The 17,839-nt window shown below is 64.7% G+C and carries 21 protein-coding genes; 7 read left to right on the plus strand and 14 right to left on the minus strand.

Going from position 1 to position 17,839, the window contains the following annotated elements; all coding sequences use genetic code 11:
• Window positions 1–80: 80 nt before the first annotated feature.
• Window positions 81–659: a type 1 glutamine amidotransferase domain-containing protein gene (locus tag PE058_RS09160; RefSeq protein ID WP_020086730.1), complete on the minus strand. Its 579-nt coding sequence runs from the start codon at window positions 657–659 to the stop codon at window positions 81–83.
• 103 nt (window positions 660–762) lie between these two features.
• On the minus strand, window positions 763–1,416 hold the full coding sequence (locus PE058_RS09165; RefSeq protein WP_020086729.1) for a DUF502 domain-containing protein: 654 nt from the start codon (window positions 1,414–1,416) through the stop codon (window positions 763–765).
• Between the two features lie 270 nt (window positions 1,417–1,686).
• On the opposite strand from PE058_RS09165, the gene PE058_RS09170 reads away from it, so the two are divergent.
• Window positions 1,687–1,941, plus strand: coding sequence for a hypothetical protein (locus PE058_RS09170; protein WP_271030396.1), 255 nt, complete (start codon window positions 1,687–1,689; stop codon window positions 1,939–1,941).
• Window positions 1,942–2,047: 106 nt separating this feature from the next.
• Complete coding sequence (locus PE058_RS09175; protein ID WP_271030397.1) at window positions 2,048–2,434, plus strand: hypothetical protein; 387 nt, start codon at window positions 2,048–2,050, stop codon at window positions 2,432–2,434.
• A gap of 19 nt (window positions 2,435–2,453) precedes the next feature.
• Here PE058_RS09175 and PE058_RS09180 read toward each other — a convergent pair whose 3' ends face one another.
• From PE058_RS09180 to uvrB, 3 genes are read right to left on the minus strand one after another with little or no spacing between them, the layout of a single operon-like run.
• The gene (locus tag PE058_RS09180; RefSeq protein WP_026868145.1) at window positions 2,454–2,666 is read right to left on the minus strand and encodes a hypothetical protein; all 213 of its coding nucleotides are present in this window, start codon (window positions 2,664–2,666) and stop codon (window positions 2,454–2,456) included.
• Between the two features lie 37 nt (window positions 2,667–2,703).
• Window positions 2,704–3,099, minus strand: coding sequence for a hypothetical protein (locus tag PE058_RS09185; RefSeq protein WP_271030398.1), 396 nt, complete (start codon window positions 3,097–3,099; stop codon window positions 2,704–2,706).
• Between the two features lie 6 nt (window positions 3,100–3,105).
• Window positions 3,106–6,066: an excinuclease ABC subunit UvrB gene (gene uvrB, locus PE058_RS09190; RefSeq protein ID WP_271030399.1), complete on the minus strand. Its 2,961-nt coding sequence runs from the start codon at window positions 6,064–6,066 to the stop codon at window positions 3,106–3,108.
• Window positions 6,067–6,215: 149 nt separating this feature from the next.
• Between uvrB and PE058_RS09195 the strand changes: the two genes are divergently transcribed.
• The 3 genes from PE058_RS09195 (at window position 6,216) to PE058_RS09205 (ending at window position 7,939) form a co-directional block, all read left to right on the plus strand.
• On the plus strand, window positions 6,216–6,530 hold the full coding sequence (locus PE058_RS09195) for a hypothetical protein (protein ID WP_020086722.1): 315 nt from the start codon (window positions 6,216–6,218) through the stop codon (window positions 6,528–6,530).
• Between the two features lie 179 nt (window positions 6,531–6,709).
• Entirely contained in the window at window positions 6,710–7,000 is a 291-nt protein-coding gene (locus PE058_RS09200) for a hypothetical protein (RefSeq protein WP_271030400.1), read from the plus strand.
• 222 nt (window positions 7,001–7,222) lie between these two features.
• Window positions 7,223–7,939, plus strand: coding sequence for an SDR family oxidoreductase (locus PE058_RS09205; protein WP_271030401.1), 717 nt, complete (start codon window positions 7,223–7,225; stop codon window positions 7,937–7,939).
• Window positions 7,940–7,969: 30 nt separating this feature from the next.
• Here PE058_RS09205 and PE058_RS09210 read toward each other — a convergent pair whose 3' ends face one another.
• The 3 genes from PE058_RS09210 to PE058_RS09220 form a co-directional block, all read right to left on the minus strand.
• The gene (locus PE058_RS09210; RefSeq protein WP_020086719.1) at window positions 7,970–8,149 is read right to left on the minus strand and encodes a hypothetical protein; all 180 of its coding nucleotides are present in this window, start codon (window positions 8,147–8,149) and stop codon (window positions 7,970–7,972) included.
• Between the two features lie 174 nt (window positions 8,150–8,323).
• Complete coding sequence (locus tag PE058_RS09215) at window positions 8,324–8,848, minus strand: hypothetical protein (protein ID WP_020086718.1); 525 nt, start codon at window positions 8,846–8,848, stop codon at window positions 8,324–8,326.
• A gap of 110 nt (window positions 8,849–8,958) precedes the next feature.
• Window positions 8,959–9,261 carry a hypothetical protein gene (locus PE058_RS09220; protein ID WP_020086717.1) on the minus strand — a complete coding sequence of 101 codons (303 nt, stop codon included), beginning with the start codon at window positions 9,259–9,261 and terminating at the stop codon, window positions 8,959–8,961.
• A gap of 370 nt (window positions 9,262–9,631) precedes the next feature.
• On the opposite strand from PE058_RS09220, the gene PE058_RS09225 reads away from it, so the two are divergent.
• Window positions 9,632–10,840 (plus strand): pyridoxal phosphate-dependent aminotransferase, encoded by a 1,209-nt coding sequence (locus PE058_RS09225; RefSeq protein WP_271030402.1) that lies wholly within the window; start codon window positions 9,632–9,634, stop codon window positions 10,838–10,840.
• Window positions 10,841–11,294: 454 nt separating this feature from the next.
• Here the strand turns inward: PE058_RS09225 and PE058_RS09230 are convergent, their stop codons facing one another.
• From PE058_RS09230 to PE058_RS09240, 3 genes are all read right to left on the minus strand, one after another.
• The gene (locus tag PE058_RS09230) at window positions 11,295–12,023 is read right to left on the minus strand and encodes a cytochrome b/b6 domain-containing protein (protein ID WP_271030403.1); all 729 of its coding nucleotides are present in this window, start codon (window positions 12,021–12,023) and stop codon (window positions 11,295–11,297) included.
• Between the two features lie 44 nt (window positions 12,024–12,067).
• Window positions 12,068–12,508 carry a c-type cytochrome gene (locus tag PE058_RS09235; RefSeq protein WP_271030404.1) on the minus strand — a complete coding sequence of 147 codons (441 nt, stop codon included), beginning with the start codon at window positions 12,506–12,508 and terminating at the stop codon, window positions 12,068–12,070.
• A 209-nt stretch (window positions 12,509–12,717) separates the two neighbouring features.
• Window positions 12,718–12,978: a hypothetical protein gene (locus tag PE058_RS09240; protein WP_156827437.1), complete on the minus strand. Its 261-nt coding sequence runs from the start codon at window positions 12,976–12,978 to the stop codon at window positions 12,718–12,720.
• A gap of 497 nt (window positions 12,979–13,475) precedes the next feature.
• On the opposite strand from PE058_RS09240, the gene PE058_RS09245 reads away from it, so the two are divergent.
• Entirely contained in the window at window positions 13,476–15,566 is a 2,091-nt protein-coding gene (locus PE058_RS09245) for an elongation factor G (RefSeq protein ID WP_026868143.1), read from the plus strand.
• Window positions 15,567–15,642: 76 nt separating this feature from the next.
• Here PE058_RS09245 and PE058_RS09250 read toward each other — a convergent pair whose 3' ends face one another.
• The 3 genes from PE058_RS09250 to sfsA form a co-directional block, all read right to left on the minus strand.
• Window positions 15,643–16,233, minus strand: a complete 591-nt coding sequence (locus PE058_RS09250; protein WP_271030405.1) for an SH3 domain-containing protein — start codon at window positions 16,231–16,233, stop codon at window positions 15,643–15,645.
• A gap of 145 nt (window positions 16,234–16,378) precedes the next feature.
• On the minus strand, window positions 16,379–16,873 hold the full coding sequence (msrB, locus tag PE058_RS09255; RefSeq protein ID WP_020086710.1) for a peptide-methionine (R)-S-oxide reductase MsrB: 495 nt from the start codon (window positions 16,871–16,873) through the stop codon (window positions 16,379–16,381).
• A gap of 146 nt (window positions 16,874–17,019) precedes the next feature.
• Window positions 17,020–17,733: a DNA/RNA nuclease SfsA gene (gene sfsA / locus PE058_RS09260; RefSeq protein WP_271030406.1), complete on the minus strand. Its 714-nt coding sequence runs from the start codon at window positions 17,731–17,733 to the stop codon at window positions 17,020–17,022.
• Window positions 17,734–17,839: the final 106 nt, after the last annotated feature.

Genomic DNA, 17,839 nt, shown 5'->3' on the forward strand with positions numbered 1-17,839 from the left:
CAACGCCTTCGATGGTGCGAAAAGAAGGAAGCCGGAGGCAGTGCTCCGGCTTTTTTGCGCTCGTTCGATGTGCAGGGCGATCAGGCGGCCAAGGGCGCGCGATCGTGCTTTCCTTCCTCGACCTCCTCAATGATCTTGGCGACGAACGCATCGAGGTCGCCGGGATTGCGGCTTGTGATCAGGCCTTGATCGGTGACGACGGGCTCGTCGCGCCAATCGGCGCCGGCATTCATGAGATCGGTCTTGATGGACTTGTAGGACGTGGCTTTGCGTCCGCGCACGGCGTTCGCTTCGACCAGCAGCCACGGCGCGTGGCAGATGGCGGCGACGGGTTTGCCGGAATTGACGAACGCCTTGATCAGCGCCATCGCCTCCGCGTTTGCGCGCAGGCTGTCCGGGTTCATCTGTCCGCCGGGCAGCACGAGGGCGTCGTAGAAGCTTTCGGATGCGTCGGCGAGCTCGCGGTCAACTGGGACGCCGTTGCCCCAGTCCTTGTCCTTCCAGCCCCGGATTTCCTTCTTGTCCTTGCGCTCCTTCGGTGCGGCCACGTGAACGAGGGCGCCCGCTTCCTTGAGCTTGGTGAGCGGCACCTCCAGCTCCGACTGCTCGAAGCCGTCGGTGGCGAGGATCAGGATTTTTGCTTTCGATATCTTAGGCATAGGGCCTCCTGTCATTGCCTTTGGGGGACAGGAGGGAAACGGTTGCGATGCGGCAGAGGTTCCGCTGCCGTGCCGCGTGCGATCGCCGCGACCAGACGGGCGTTCAGCCCGCCTTTGCGCTGATCTCCTTGCGCGTGCCGGGGGTCGGCGGCGTGATACCCATGGACACGTATACGCTCATGAGATCGTCGATCCCGCAGTCCGCAGGCTCGATCCATGACGCGGGGACGTAGATCAGCGCGCCGCCGACGGGAACCGGCGCGGAGGGAACGAGCACTGCGATGTAGTCCTCGGTGCCGAGGCGGAGCGGTGTTTTGGACGGCAGCAGCGCCAGAACGGCGGCGCCCGGTTTGCCGCCGAAAAAGCACCAGACGGGGCTCATGCTCTTGATGCTGTCACCGTTGCCGGAGTCGACGATCGAAACGAAGCGGCTCGAGATATCGTAGACGTTAGAGATCAGCGGCACGCGGCGGATGAGCCTGTCGAACAGCGTCGAGACCAGCGATCCGAAGCGCGAGTGGACAACCAGGCCGAGCGCATAGATGCCTGCGATAATGATGGCGAGGCCGATGAGATAAGGCGCGAGCTCGGATGCGTCTGCTCCGAATCCGAGAGATCGCAGGAAACGGCCGAAGCCGCTGCTCGGCCCGAGATACTGATTGATCAGCGACAGCAGCCAGCCGGTGATGAAGATCGTGAGCATCAGCGGCAGCGCAGCCAAGAGGCCCGCCAGAAAGACGCGTCCGATTCTGCTCATGTGGAGTGCTCCATTGGCCGGTCTCGATTCATCGCATACGGAGGGGAGCGTCTGCGACTGGCTGTGTGCCGTCAAGGCGCGGCGATGCGATCTCAGGGAGCGCCGTCCATTTGGCAGGGGCGCGACGCGATGAGCGTCCAGGCCGTGGTGCGAGGGCCACGCCGGGCCGGTATTCGCACTTTCGCTGCAGGTCTCAGGGGATGGAAAACTCCCACCGGGGCGCATATGCGCTAGATTGCGCGACCTAGGTACAAATACGGAGGGCTTTCCATGGGCGTTTTTCGCTTGTCTTTACTTGCGGTTGCCGCGCTGGCCGTGAGCGGTGTCGGGGCTCACGCAGGCTGCCGCACGGTGGTCGGCTCGGCCGATATGGTCACGACCGACCTCGCCAAGTTCATGGCCAATGCGGCGCTCAAGAATGCCATCGCGGCGCACGGTCTCAAGCCCTCGGGTGAGATCAAGCTGACGTGCCGCGAAGACACCTTCACGACTTATTGCAAGGCGTCGCGCCCGGCCTGCAGTTGATCTCGCATCGGTAACGGAGCGGGCGGACAGTCCGCTCCGGCCTGCGTTCGGACATCACGGAAAAGGATGGTAGGCTCGTGACGGCGCCACGGGAGGGCGCAATCGCATGGGCCCTGCTCGGATCGCCACGACAGCGGCGGGCCTTCACGTTCTGCTGGTCGGGGCGGCCGTCTACTATACGACGCGCGTGAACAACGACGTCGCGTTGTCCGAGATCTCTGCCAGGGAGCTGGCCGTGATGTGCGGGATGGCGCTGCTGCCCGTGATGTCGGCCTGGATGGGATTGCGGCTCGCGCGCTCTGGCGTGGCGCTTTGGCTGCTGGCGATTGGCCAGACCGTTGCGCTCGTATTGTTTGCGGCGACGTTCGTGTCGGTGCTTCGGAGCGCAGAGGGGATGGCTCCGCTCCTGTTTTTGCTCGTATCGATGTGGCTCGCCGCGGGGCTGGCGGTGCTTCTGATCGTCGTGTGGCTCGCCGGGAGGCGGGGACGGTAACGTCGCCGCGTTCGCGGGGCTATTCGTTGTCAGCGAGCATCGAGAAGGCGGCGCGGCGATCGGACGGCTTCAGCTTTAGGAATGCTGCGCGCGCGGCCTTGATGTCCTTCTCGGTGCCGCTTTCGGACGCTTTGCGCAGCGCGACGGTCGTCGGATGATCTGGGCTGCAGATGAAGGCGAGGGCCTTGGCGAGCCGCCCCATCGCCGCGCGGTCGATCACAGGTTCTGACATTCGAGTGTTTCTTTTCTGAATGGTTTGGCGGGGCTGGTCAGCTGCGCAGCCACCGGGCGATATCGGTGACACCCCGAATGATGCCAGCCATGGCCAGGACAAACCAGACCATCGCGGTGGCGATCACGAGGGTTATCCAAATCCCAAGCTGGTTGTCGATCGTCCCAGTGTTGAGGAAATTGAGGGTTATTCCGAAGAGCAGGAGCGGGGCGTAGAAAACAACCAGAAACGGGATGTTGAGTAGAAACTCCAGCACCCAGGCGCTTGCGCCCCCGCGGCACGAGAACGCGACGACGACGAAAGAACAGTTGTCCAGCAAGCCGAGTTTATACTTGTAATCAAGAAACCCGATGCCTTGTGTAACAACGAAAACCACCGCCACTCCCGACCAACTGATGGCGGCCCAGCGACAGATTTGCCAGAAGATTTTCATCGACGATTATGCGCCCGGCCTTCCGGTTTTCTTCGCGCGGCCGCGGCGGGCTTTTTTCTCGGTGTCGGTTTCGATGTCGCGCGTGATCGTCGGTTTGGGCGGCGCGGCGAGATCCGGTTTTTTGGGGAGCGGACCCGATGCCTTCTTCACGGCCAGCGAGGCGTGTGGCCCCATCTCGTCGAGCGTGGGCTTGTGCGGACCGCGCACGCCTTCACCGAATGCACCGGCCTTGGTGCGCGGGTCGACCTCGGTCATTCGCGACGGAGGCGGCGTGTCGCGTCGCGGAATGGCGCGGTCGGTGCCTGGGCCCATGTCGTCGAGCGAGGGCTTGCGGACGCGCGATCCCGATGCGGGCCGCGATGCGGATTGCGCATGGGTGGGCTGAACGGGCTCGTACTCGGTCGAGATGCGAGAGCCGCCTTTGCCGCCTTTCTTGGACTCGGTGAGCATGTTGGCGTTGCCGGCAAACTTGCGGTCGCCCTTGTAGCTGCCGGCTTGATCCTCGACCGATGACTGGCGAGCCAGCGGATCGTCGGCGATGGCGAGCTCCGTCTCGCGCAGGCGCTTGATCTCGTCGCGCAACCGCGCTGCCGTTTCGAACTCGAGGTCGGCGGCGGCTTCCTTCATGCGCCGCTCCATGTCCTCGATGACGGCCGCCAGGTTGTGGCCCACGGCTGGGCTGTCTGCGAGGCCCGAGTCCACCGTCACGTGATCCTGCTCGTAGACCGAGGAGAGAACGTCGGCGATGTTCTTCTTGACGCTCTCGGGCGTGATACCGTGCTCGACATTGTAGGCGAGCTGCTTCTCGCGGCGGCGCTCGGTCTCCGCCATGGCGCGCTCCATCGAGCCCGTCACCGTATCGGCGTAGAGGATCACCCGGCCGTCCACGTTGCGCGCGGCGCGGCCGATGGTCTGCACCAGCGAGGTCTCGCTACGCAGGAAGCCCTCCTTGTCGGCGTCGAGGATCGCGACGAGCGCGCACTCCGGAATGTCAAGGCCCTCTCTGAGCAAGTTGATGCCGATCAGCACGTCGAAGGCGCCGAGGCGCAGGTCGCGGATGATCTCGATGCGCTCCAGCGTCTCGATGTCGGAGTGCATATAGCGCACGCGGATACCCGCTTCGTGCATGTACTCGGTGAGGTCCTCGGCCATGCGCTTGGTGAGCGTGGTGACGAGCGAGCGATAGCCGCGCTTGGCCACCTGGCGCACTTCGTCCAGGAGGTCGTCGACCTGGTTCTTGGCGGGGCGAACGAGGACCGGCGGATCAATGAGACCGGTGGGGCGGATGACCTGCTCGGCGAAGCTGCCGCCGGTCTCGTTGAGCTCCCATTCGCCGGGCGTCGCGGAGACAGCGACGGTCTGCGGACGCATGGCATTCCACTCCTCGAAGCGGAGCGGGCGGTTGTCCATGCAGGAGGGGAGGCGGAAGCCGTATTCGGCGAGCGTTGCCTTGCGCCGGTAGTCGCCCCGGAACATGCCGCCGATCTGCGGTATGGTGACGTGGCTCTCGTCGACGAACACGAGCGCGTTGTCCGGCAGATACTCGAACAGCGTCGGCGGCGGATCTCCCGGATTGCGGCCGGTGAGATAGCGCGAGTAGTTCTCGATGCCGGCGCAGGAGCCGGTGGCTTCCATCATCTCCATGTCGAACACGGTGCGCTGCTCCAGCCGTTGGGCTTCGAGCAGCTTGCCGGTGTCGTAGAGCTCGTTGAGGCGCTGCTTCAGCTCGGCCTTGATGCTCTTGATGGCCTGCTGCAGCGTCGGCTTCGGCGTGACGTAGTGCGAGTTTGCGTAGAGCTTGATGAGCGCGAGATCGTCGGTCTTCTGGCCGGTGAGAGGATCGAACTCCGTAATGCTCTCCACCTCGTCACCGAACAGCGAGATGCGCCAGGCACGGTCCTCGTAGTGAGCGGGGAACACCTCCACGGTGTCGCCACGCACCCGGAAATTGCCGCGCGTGAAGGCGGCATCGTTACGCCGGTAGTGCAGCGCCACGAGGTCGGCGAGAAGCTGATCGCGCGAGAGCCGCTCGCCGACCTTCACCGCGAACGTCATGGCGGTATAGGTCTCGACCGATCCGATACCGTAGATGCACGAGACCGAGGCGACGATGATGACGTCGTCGCGCTCGAGCAGGGCACGCGTGGCCGCGTGGCGCATGCGGTCGATCTGCTCGTTGATGTCGGCTTCCTTCTCAATATAGGTGTCCGTGCGGGGTACGTAGGCCTCCGGCTGGTAGTAGTCGTAGTAGGAGACGAAGTATTCGACCGCGTTCTCCGGAAAGAAGCTTTTCATCTCGCCGTAGAGCTGGGCGGCAAGAGTCTTATTGGGCGCCAGGATCAGCGCGGGGCGCTGGGTCGCCTGGATCACCTGCGCCATGGTGAACGTCTTGCCGGAGCCGGTGACGCCGAGCAGCACCTGCGTTTGCTCGTTCTCGTTGATGCCTGCGACGAGGTCCGCGATGGCGGTCGGCTGGTCGCCCCTGGGCTCGAACTCCGAGACGATCTCGAAAGGCCGTCCGCCTTCGCTCTTCTCCGGGCGCTCGGGCCGGTGCGGCATGAACATCGGCATCGCGCCCGATACCAGCGGGTGCTGCGCGATCATCGGCTGGCGCGCCAGGATTTCCTTAGCGCGATCGGTGCGCTCATGCGGCCGGGTGAGGATGGCGGTCAGGCTGTCGCCGAGGCTTTCCCCGACTGCGCCGCGCGGAGGCAGGGGCCCCTGCTGGCGGAGCGCAGGAAGCTGCTTCTTCGACGACGTCTCGGCTTCAATCCTCGCCTGCTCGGCAAAGTAGGCGGGTGCGAACTCGCCGAGCGGCCCAGACGCGGTGAAGGCCGACTGAGGCGCCTCCCCAAAACCCGGCGTTCCCGCCGATGTCTCGACAGGGGGGGCCGTGGGCTTGCCGGAGCGGCCGCGCGACGGGCGCGGCGGCTTGGCAGCGCCTGGAGTTTTCGGGGACTTGGCCATGGGCGGAATATGGCGTGCCCGGCGGTTCGAGGGAAGAGGGGCCGGGAGATGGCCGGCGAGCATACAAATTCGTAGGCCGGCTTGCAGATGCTTGCGGCGCGGCCCACGTGGAAAGGCGGGAAAGGGGTCGGATTTCGAGGAGAGACGACATGCGCAACGCAGTTATCATCGCACTTTCCGCTTGCGGTCTGACGGCAGCGGGGCTCGCGCTTTCAGCACCTGCCGCGGAGGCCGCTATCGTATGCCGGGATGGTTTCCAGTACTCGGGCGGCAACTGGATTTCGACGCCTTACTGCAACGACGCCGATCTCGCGCGGATTGCGCGGGAGCACGGCGTGCGGGTTTCCGCCGCTGAGGTGCGCAACAACCCGGCAAAGAAGTACGAGGTTTGCCGTTTCATCGGCAGCAGTCCGGCGGCTTCCAGCTATTGCCCGGACGAGGATATAGGCGACAGCGGCCGTTGAGGCGGCTCGCCCCGGCGGCGTTGAGCGAGGCTGGGTCTGGCTAACGTAGCGTTGCGCGAGGGTCACAGTCTCGGATTTTGCACCGCTCCAGCCCCAAAAAGCTCCTTCGCCGCCCTTTGATTGCCTCGATTCCTGTACCATCTTCGCCCAAAGGCTTGATGACTCTGGATGGATTGGCAATGAGATCATTGATTTCCGCTGTCGCGCTCTGCGCCGCGACGCTTCTTGGCACGCAGGCGGCGTTGGCGTTCTCGTTCGAAAACCAGGGAACCACCCAGCCGTCGGCGAATGCGCCGCAGGGCAAGGCTGGTTTTCTCGACACCGATCCGGGCTCGCTGATGCCGCCGATCGGCCAGTCGATTCCGAACTCCGGTTACGATTTCGGCCCCGGCGCGTTCAACAACGGCTTGGCCTCGCAGCCGACCCGTAACGACTCTGTCGGCCCGAGCTGGCTCTACCCGCCCCGCTGACCGCGTCCGAATACAGAGCAAGATATTAGAAAGCGCGCCCTACCGGCGCGCTTTTTTCGTTTTTCGTCCGTTCTCGTTCGATGTGTGCATCCGCAACTGTCTGGCCGGTGCGGCGAAGCGGGCTAAAGCGGGACTTTTTCCGCGCGTTGGGCGTTTCCTGTCGCACAAGAGGCGCTACACTCACGGCCGGACTCACGGCAGCGCGCAGAGGCTCGGAGCATCATGACCGCCACACGGACCGCACTCGTCTCAGGGGCGAACAGAGGGATCGGCTTCGAGATCGTGCGCCAGCTCGCGCGGCTGGGGGTGCTGGCCGTCATCGGCTCTCGCGATCCCAAGGACGGCCTTTCGGCGGCCGAAAAGCTGCAATCCGAAGGGCTCGATGTGCCGGTCGTGGCGCTCGATGTGGACCGGGAAGGCAGCGCGGCCGAGGCCGTGGCTGAGGTCAAGCGGCTCTATGGGCGCCTCGATGTGCTCGTGAACAACGCGGCGGTCCTGATCGACAATCCCGGCGGCTTCAAGGCGAGCCTGTTCGATCTCACGGGTGACATTGCGCGCCAGACGTTCGAGACCAATTTGCTCGGCCCGTTACGTTTGATCCAGGCCGCAGCGCCGCTGATGCGGGAGCAGGGATACGGGCGGATCGTGAACGTGTCGTCCAGCGCGGGACAGCTCGCGGAGATGGGGCGCGGCTATCCGGCTTATCGTATGTCGAAGACGGCGCTCAACGCGCTGACGCGCATCGCGGCGGCGGAGCTCAGCGAAGGCAACATCAAGGTCAACGCGATGTGCCCCGGCTGGGTGCGGACCGAGATGGGCGGGGCCAACGCCGATAGGTCGCCGGAACAGGGGGCGGATACGGCGGTCTGGCTCGCCACGCTGCCGGACGAGGGGCCGACCGGCGGCTTCTTCAGGGATCGCAAGCCGATCGCCTGGTAGGCGGATCGGCCAGTTCCGGGTGTTCGCCGGTCAGAGGCCGCGCACGAGGTTGCCCACCATCAGCGTCAGATAGGCGGTGATCGACAGCCAGAATTCCTGATGGGGCAAGTAGCGCGGCACCGGGATGAACCCGAGCTTGGTGATCAGCGCCAGAGTCGCGAGCACAAACGAGATCAGAAAGATCACGATTGTCGGGGGATTGAGCCTCATGCCGCGAACTCCCTTGGCTGTCCGGTGGCCGCATAATAGGGAGACAGGCGGCGCGTGCAACGGGGGGAAGCACGGGACGCGGGAAGTGTGGAGCGCGGTGAGATCATCCGGCCACAACAGGACCAGGCAGAGTCTCCCGCCCGGCGTTCAACCTATAACCTGATAGCCGACGGCTTAGAGTGCGCGGGCGGACTTTTGGGCGTGACCCGTGTCAGCCGGGGCCAGGAATGTCGTCAGCTTGCCATCGGGCGCGCCAAGCTCGCGGCAGGTGACCGCGACGTGACGCGTTCCGCCGGCGGTGGCGCTCGCGGGCATGGTGCCCGGCTCCACGTCGGAGATGGCGACCACCTGAAGGACGCGCTCCGATTTTCCGGTCGAGATGGTGATGCGGTCGCCGATGGCCAAGCCAGCGGCGAGCGGCGGCGACCAGGCCGCAGGTTCGAGGGCGGCGCCGTCGGTCTCGTGGCGGCGCTTCTCGGCCAGCCAGAAGGCCTCGCTGCCGGAGACCAGGGTGTGGTTGGCCGCCTCGGCCGTCGCAATCTGCTGGGGTGCGGCCTCGAGGGCGGCGGTGAAGCGTTCGGCGACCACTGCGTCGGTGTTTGCAGAGCCAATCCCCACGCCGGTGAGCGCAAGCAGCGCGAGCACCGCGCCGGTGCGGGCGGATGGTTTCGAGGCGAGAGCGAAGCGGCGGAGCGTCATGATTGCAGCCCTTTGGCGAACCCTAACTCACGGTACCTTACAACGCTTATAGCGTGGACATAGTTCGTGTGCGAGCCCGGCTAAAGCGTTAATTCCCCGTTTGGTTGAGCTTACGTGCGGGGAGGCTGGCCGGATCTCAAGGCCCGGCGGGCGGCAGCCTTTCGGGGGGTGGCATAGGCCCGGCAGAGGTGGCGGAAGAAGGCCATATTGAACACCGCCATGGCGGCGAAGGCGCCGGCCAGGAGGAGGGCGGAGGCGTTGCGGTCGAGGCTCGCGGCCGCGCCCCCATCGGACGCCACGGCGATTCCGATGTGCCAGCCAGTCAGGCCGATCATCAGAGCGAACACGGCGAGGCCGGCCACGAGATCGGGCAAGTGCTTGCGATAAATCGGGGATTTCTTGAAGCGCGTCATCCTTGCGACACTCCTTTCCGGCGAATCCATCACCAGCGTGATCCGAGGGAATGACAACCCTGCGCTGTGGCGGGGGTTTGCCCGGAATGTGGCAAAGGCAAGCTATTCCATGGGCGGTAAAATTTTATATTTCCTTTGTGCCTGTCGCGACACGTTGGCCACCCCTGTGGCGGGCTCGCGGGCCGGGGCGACAAATGATCCGCACTAGACGTTGGGCATATTGACTTCGCAGACGCGAAGCGTAGCGTCCGCGCCGCTCGCACGCCTTAGCGAGCGCCGCGCCGAATGTGTGCCAGGTGCGCCGCGCCGCGCCCCGGAGATCCCCTCTCCGAAGCACTTCAGGTCAACCGAGGAACGAGAGATCGCCGATATGGGCTTTTTTGCCGACAGCCTGAACCGTATTCAACCGTCCGCGACCATTGCCGTCTCCATGAAGGCCCGCCAGCTCAAAGCGCAGGGCCGGGACATCATCTCGCTCTCGGCAGGCGAGCCGGATTTCGACACGCCGGAGAACATCAAGCTCGCGGCGATCAAGGCTCTTAAGGACGGGCGGACCAAGTACACGGACGTGGACGGCATCCCCGAGCTCAAGGCTGCCATCGTCGCCAAGTTCAAGCGGGACAACGATCTGACCTACACCCCCGCGCAGGTGTCGGTCGGCACCGGCGGTAAGCAGGTGCTCTACAACGCGCTGCTGGCGACGCTCAACCCGGGTGACGAGGTGGTGATTCCGGCGCCGTGCTGGGTTTCCTATGCCGATATCGTGCTGCTTGGCGGCGGCAAGCCGGTGTTCGTCGAGACGAAGCTCGAGGACGGCTACCGGCTCAAGGCCGAAGCGCTCGACCGTGCGATCACCCCGCAGACCAAGTGGCTCATTCTCAATTCGCCGTCGAACCCGACGGGCGCGGCCTACTCGCATGCCGATCTCAAGGCGCTGACGGACGTGCTGCTGCTGCCCAAGAACCGGCACGTGTGGGTTCTGACCGACGATATGTACGAGCACCTGCTCTACGACGGCCTCAAGTTCTTCACGGCCGCGCAGGTCGAGCCCCAGCTTTTCGATCGCACGTTGACCATGAACGGCCTCTCCAAGGCCTACTGCATGACGGGCTGGCGTCTCGGGTATGCCGCAGGCCCCGAGCCGCTGATCAACGCCATGCGCAAGCTGCAGTCGCAGTCCACCTCGAACCCCACCTCGATCACACAGTGGGCGGGCGTCGAGGCGCTCAACGGGCCGCAGGATTTCATCGCGCGCAACAACCAGGTGTTCGTGGGGCGGCGCGATCTCGTGGTCAGCATGCTGAACCAGGCCAACGGCCTCATGTGTCCGAAGCCGGAAGGCGCATTCTACGTCTATCCGAGTTGCGCGGGTGCGATCGGCAAGACCACGCCCAAGGGTGTCACGATCAAGAACGACGAGGATTTTGTCACCGCGCTGCTCGAGGACGAGGGCGTCGCGGTGGTGCATGGCGCGGCGTTCGAAGGCTCTCCGGCGTTCCGCATCTCGTATGCGACCTCCACCGAGGCGCTGAAGGAAGCCTGCACGCGCATCCAGCGCTTCTGCGGGAACCTCAAGTAGCGACATCCGCGTGAGACGTGGCAGGCGCGTGGTGGTCCCGGCTGTCATGCGAGGCATGGCGCCGGGAGGCCGCGCCCGTGGAAGCGGATCGCCTCCTCCACGGTGGCTGGACCCCGACCTCCGTCGGGGTGACGTTGTTTTTGTCTGCGCCGTATGCCTTCCTTCGACGTCATCCCGGCGCAGGCCGGGATCCAGACACCTCTCACACAGGGCACGTTTCACGTTGCGCGCCCCCCCCCCAAATCCATGGCCGGGCTTGACCCGGCCATCCAGGGCCATGCGCTCTGCCGTTCAGGCAAGCTGCCCCGCCTCAAGGGCGGTCTGCTGCGGTTGGGGGAACGCCGATGGAGGTCGGGGTGCGGATGCGCTTGACGTTAAGGTGCGCAGGGCAAGAGGGCGGCTGGTCTGCACGGCGTTGAGGCCGGCGCGAAGCCGTGTTCACTCGGGGCCGTTTTCAATAGAGCGCGAGGCGGCCGCCAGCGGCGAGGATGCCGCCCAGCACGATCGCGGCGGCGAGCACCAGAGAGATCGCGGCGCGTGCGAGCGGGTTCGTCACGACCGCCGCTTCTGAGGCGTCCGCATAGGGCGCGGCCGGCTTCTTTCCGGTTACCATCGCTTGGATCAACGGGTCCTTCTTCACGAACGTGTAGAGCACGTTCACGGCGATGTGGAGCGCCGCCAGCGGAAGCAGAACGAAGTTGAAGATCTGGTCGTGCAGGCGCGCGGCCCGCACGTTCTGGCTTTCGCTGACCAGGCGATAGAGCGGCCCTCCGACGAGATCGTTGTCGTCGGTGGCGAACAGTCCGAAGCCGCCAATGGCCGCGAGGGTGGCGAGCAGGGTGAGCACCATCAGCGCACCGAGGGGGTTATGCCCGAGATAGCGCATACTGCGGCCGCCGGGCAGCGAGGCGGCGTAGGCGAGGACGGCGGTTGGGGATCGCACGAAGGCCGAGAAGCGCGAGGTGGACGAGCCCCATGCGCCCCATATCAGCCGCCACACGATGAGCGTCAGGATGGCGAGCCCGTTGGCACGGTGCCAGACCAGCGTCTCGTCGCCGATGGCTTCGGCGAATTCGTAGCTCACCCACGCGCTGACGATGAGCACGACGAGCGTCCAGTGAAACAGTCGCGTGGGCAGGTCCCAGACGTGTACGGTGCGCGGTTCACTGGACGTCTCTGGCATCGTGGCTCGGCGTTCCCCGGATGGTGTCAGGCGAAGCGTGCGGCTCAGGATTTCGGCTTGCGGAATTCCTTATGGCAGCCGCTGCAATTGCCCATTACGCTTTTCCAGGTGTCGGCGAAGGTGATCTCGTCCGTGATCGCCGCTTCAGCCGCTTTCGCGCTCTCGCCGAGCTTCTTGAAGCGCGCTTCGAAGTCCGCCTTCTTCTCCCAGATCACGGGAAGAGCTTCCGTCTCTCCTCCGGTCTTTGCGTCGTCGGGGAACAGGGTCGGCAGGATCGCTGCCTTCTCCTGCATGACCTTGAGGGCGGCTTGGACGGCTGCGAGATCGAAATCCGCCTCACCCTTGAACATGGCGTTAGCCGGCTTGGCCGTGTCGCCCATCTTCTTGAAGTGCTCTTTCCGCTCCTTGATGATCGTTGTGTTCTGAGCCGCGGCAATGGTCGTACCCAGGGTGACGGCAAGAACCGCACAAAGAACTCGGCGCATCGGCAATCTCTCCTCCTATCCAACCCGTCGACAGTGAACGGCGCGGGTTCGCACTTTCCGTCGTGGAGGCTTGCATCAGGCCCCGGGGGTGTCAACAAACGCGCGGACCAGATCAATACGGGGACGTCCACGTAAAAAGCCCCGCCTCGTTTGGAGGCAGGGCTCGTGATGTCGACATGCGGGTAGAGTTTGGGGGTAGAGTCCAGTGCTCAGCGGCTCGGGAGCAGAGCGCGCGGAGTGTGCGCCCGGAATTCCGGGAACGACAGCATGTGTGCGATCCAGTGCTCGAAGCGGGCAAACGGCAACGACATGCGGCGCGCGGCGTTGGCCGCAGCGGCGTGTCCGTTGCGAAGAGCGACTTCCGGCTGGCGCAGGGTCCAGTCCGTCAGATCCTCTTCTCTCGATGCCATGGCATAGCCCGCCGCATCGGCGGCCTTCACCAGCGATCTGTTCAGAGATTCTCTACTCATGAGGCACGTCCTTCCTTGAAGGGTAAGCGTCACATGTAGGCATTTGGTTCCATGAACCTTGCCCGCGCCTTGTCGCCTAGCCTTTGCCTCTCCCGGGCGGTTTCTTGTTGCCTGCCAGCACCGTTCGAACCGTCATCTTGAAGCATTTACGCGCCCAAGCTGACACTTTCATGATGCGGCGAGGATCGCCTTAATTCAAGTAATTTTTGGAAACATTCTTCACGAAACCCCATTGCGCATCTGCGAATACTTATTGCGACGCAACAACTTGAGGCTCTCGTGTGCTTCCCCTCCTCACGACTCATGCCTTCGAGTTTGGATGGCAATGATTAGAGCAAGATTAAGCAGGAAGCCTCTTGCGTCTTTCCTTCGCCGGCGCGACCATCAGCTCGTCGCGCTCCTTCGAGAGGCGCGGGAGGTGCGCGACGTGCGCATCCCTCTGCGCCTCGTAGCGCTCAACCCGGGCTCAAAATCCGGGGAGCGGGAAGGAGGACACCATGGGGCAATCCGACGGCCCAAGGGGCACATCACCAACGGGTGCCGGCTCTGGGCAATCTTCGGGCCGCAGCACCCGCTGCATCGCACTGATCGGCCCATTTCTCTCAGGTAAGACATCTCTCCTCGAATCCATCATTGCCCGGACGGGCGGCGTCGTGCGGCCGGGGTCGGTCGCCGAGAAGACGTCCGTGGGTGACGCTTCCCCCGAAGCGCGCGCACACGGCATGAGCGTTGCGCTCAACATCGCCGACGTGAGCTTCCTCGGCGACACGTTCACCTTCATCGACTGCCCGGGCTCCATCGAATTCCAGTACGAGGGAGCGGAGGCGCTGACGGCTTGCGATGCCGCGGTGGTGGTTTCCGAGCCCGATCCCAAACGTGTCCCTGCGCTGCAGGTGATCCTGAAGCAGCTCGAGGACCGGGGCATTCCGCACCTTCTGTTCCTCAACAAGATCGACGCCTGCGAGACGCCGATCCGCGAAATCATTCCGGCCTTGCAGCCCGCCTCCACCAAACCGCTCGTGCTGCGGCAGATCCCGATCTGGGAAAACGGCGTCGCGACCGGCTTCATCGATCTCGCGCTCGAACGGGCCTTCCTGTTCCGCAAGAACGCGCCTTCGGAGATGGTCGAGATCCGGGCGTCCGATCTCGATCACGAGAAGGAAGCGCGCTTCCACATGCTGGAGCAACTCGCCGACTACGACGACGCGCTGATGGAGAAGCTGCTCTCCGATCTCGCGCCCGAGAAGGAGCTCGTGTTCTCCGATCTCTCGCGGGAGTTCGAGGACGGGCTCATCTGCCCCGTGCTGCTCGGCAGCGCGCAGAACGGCAACGGGATCCTGCGGCTTCTGAAAGCGCTGCGTCACGAGGCGCCGTTCGTGACCGCCACGGCCAAGCGCCTCAAGGTGGAGAACGCGAAGAGCGCCGCTTACGTGATGAAGACGCTCTACACGGGGCACGGCGGCAAGCTCTCGATCGCGCGCATTCTCACCGGCGACCTCGCGGATGGCGCGAGCGTGACCGGTGGAGATGCCAACGAGGAGCGCGTGGCGGGCGTGTTCTCGCTCAAGGGCGAGGAGACGCAGAAGCGGCAAATGGCGCATGCGGGCGATACCGTGGCGCTGGGCCGCCTCGATCACGTGCGCACAGGAGACACGATCACGACCGAGAAGGCCGGTATCGTGCAGATCGGCGGCGCCGACATTCCGGAGCCCGTGCTCGCTTCCGGCATCGGCCTCAAGGACCGCAAGGACGAGGTGAAACTTTCGTCGGCGCTGGCGAAGCTGATCGAGGAAGATCCCTCGCTCGTCATCGAGCACAACGCCGAGACGCATCAGGTTCTGCTCAAAGGGCAGGGCGAGATGCATCTTCGCGTGTCGTTCGAGCGGCTGCAGCGCAAATACGGCGTTGTGGTCGAGAGGCAGAAGCGGCACGTTCCCTACAAGGAGACGATCCGCAAGCCGACGGAGATCCGCGGCCGTCACAAGAAGCAGTCGGGCGGACACGGCCAGTTCGGCGACGTGGTGCTGTCGATCCGGCCTCAGACGCGCGGGGCGGGCTTCGCGTTCAACGACACCATCACGGGAGGCGTCGTGCCGAAGCAGTTCATCCCGTCGGTCGAGATCGGCGTGTCGGACTACATGAAGCACGGTCCGCTCGGGTTCCCGGTGGTCGATATCGCGGTGACGCTGACGGACGGCTCGTTCCACACCGTCGACAGCTCGGACATGGCGTTCCGGCAGGCCGGGCGCCTCGCCATGAGCGAGGGGATGCCGAAGTGTCAGCCGGTGCTGCTGGAGCCGGTGATGGCGGTCGAGATCTCCGTTCCCTCGGAGGCGACGGCGCGCGTGAACGGCATGATCCCGCAACGGCGCGGGCAGATCCTGGGCTTCGACAGCCGCAAGGGCTGGCCGGGCTGGGATGTCGTCTCGGCCCACATTCCGGAAGCGGAGATCGAGGACCTGATCGTGGAGCTGCGTTCGGCGACGTCGGGTGTCGGCACCTACACGGCGCGCTTCGATCACCTTGCCGAGCTGACCGGACGCCTCGCGGACCAGGTTCTCGTCAGCCATGGTGAGGCGGCGGAGTGAGGCGCGGCGCGCCGTCTTGATAGCAAAAACGAAGAGCGGGCCCACGAAGGCCCGCTCTTTTTTATGGTCGTTGCGATCAGCGGCGGCCGCGATCGTCGAAGCGGTTGGGCGGCGGCGGGCCGCCGGGGCCGCCCGGACGGTCTGGACGTTTCCAGCCGTGCTCCGGCGGCGGCTTCATCCCGCCGTAGGGCTGATAGCCGGAGCGCCACCAGCCGGGCTGACGCTTGCCCGGCGGCGGGGCGTGCCAATTCTGGCGCGGACGCGGCTTATATCCGTACCAGCGGGTCCGCTCTCCGTACCAGGGGCGCCCCACGTAGTGCCGGCCCCAATAGTCGTTGGCGGCGAAGCGAACCACGGGGATGCGGAGCGCGGAGAGGCCCACGTCGGGCAGAAGCACGTAGTCGCCGCGCCGCTGAAAGGCGAGGTATTCGCTGATCACCCAGCCGCGGTTGCCGGCCCAGATCACGTCACACCAGGACTCGTCTCTGAGGCAGCCCCTGATCTCGAGGGGAGAGCCTTCGGGAATGAGATCGACTCTCGGGAAGTCGATATCCGGGCCGGCGCGCATGTTGACGTTGGCGGTCGAATAACCGGGCGCTGCGTGCGCGGTGGCCGCCCCCATCAATGTAGCGCCGAGGACGGCGCCCATCAGTTTCAGTTTTCTCATCGGAACCCTCAGTGCGGTTGGTGCGCAGTCGGTGGACCAGAGCATTGCCCACACATGCACAACGGCACTAACGCACGAAATCCGGCGCTGGTTTGTTTACAAATGCCGCAAGGTTTGTGGCGAGAAATGGCGCTGAAAGCGGCGCTCAGCGGGCGGGTGCGGGCACGAAGGTAAGCGCCACGCCGTTCATGCAATAGCGCTTCCCCGTGGGGGCTGGACCATCGTCGAACACGTGCCCCAGATGTCCGCCGCAGCGGCGGCAGTGGATCTCGGTGCGCGGATAGACGAGCTTGAAATCGGTTGAGCTGCCGATGGCATTTTCGAGCGGCTCGTAGAAGCTCGGCCAGCCGGTTCCGGAGTTGAACTTGGTGGCCGATGAAAAGAGCGGCTGGCCGCAGCCGGCGCACCGGTACTCACCTTCGGTGTAGGTCTTGTCGAGCGGGCTCGATCGCGGACGCTCGGTTCCGTGCTTCCGCAGCACGTCGAATTGCTGAGGCGTGAGGTCCCGCTGCCATTGTGCTTCGGATTTCACAACCTCGAAGGTTTGCGGGCCGGATTGCGCGGCTTGACCCTTGCGGGCGGATAGGCCCGAAAAGATGAAGCCGAGAGCGGAGATCGCGACGTTTCGTCGGCTCAGCATTGTACGCACCCTCCTGCGCCCTGCGGCGCAGACTTCGCATTTCCATCCCGGCGGCCGGTTGATCCCGTCCGCATCTCTCTATTGTTTGTACGCGCCACGCGGATGAGAGTTTCGCGCGGCGTTCGATGTTCGCAGTATGGCCCGTTTCAGGCCTCGATGGGAATACGTCGCGTAACGGTGATCTCCTCGGGGGTCAGGCGGCAGGCGTATGCGATGGCCTCGACGCCGGCTGCGTGTGCGGTGCGGAAGGCTTCGGCGTAGCGGGGATCGATGTCGCCCGCGAACGTGAAGCGCTCGGCATCTGCGCGCTGGACGAGATAGAGCATCACCGCGCGATGGCCAGCGGCAACCATGGCGCTGAGCTCGGCGAGATGCTTCACGCCGCGCTCGGTGACCGAGTCCGGAAACTCGGCGAGACCCGCAGTGCGCGAGAGGTGCACGTTCTTGATCTCGACATAGGCGAGGCCCTTGGCGGGATCCTCCAGCAGGATGTCGATACGGCTCGCGACGCCGTACTTCACCTCGCGTCGCAGAGCTGCGTAACCGGCAAGCTCCGGGATCGTCCCGGCTGGGATGGCTTCCGAAACGAGGCGGTTCGGGTGGTTGGTGTTGATGCCAACCAGCTCGGGTCCGCGTCCGAGATCGGCTTCGACCATTTCCCAGGTGTGAGGATACTTGCGCGTCGCGCTCGTGCTTTCGGAAAGCCAGACGGTCGCTCCGGGAGTGGCGAGGCCTAGCATGGAGCCCGTGTTCGGGCAGGTCGCGGTCACGGCCGTTCCGTCGTCGAGGAGGACGTCGGCGAGGAAGCGCTTGTAGCGCTTTACAAGGCGCCCGCGGAGGAGGGGGGATGGAAATTTCATGGCGGGCGAGCTTTAGGGAGGTTGGCGGCGGCCTGCAAGCCAAACCGAGGCAGAGGGCTTCCGTCCTGCTATGATCGCGATAAGAACAAGCGAGCGGACGTACCAG

Source organism: Hyphomicrobium sp. DMF-1 (assembly GCF_027886585.1).
GTDB lineage: Bacteria > Pseudomonadota > Alphaproteobacteria > Rhizobiales > Hyphomicrobiaceae > Hyphomicrobium_C > Hyphomicrobium_C zavarzinii.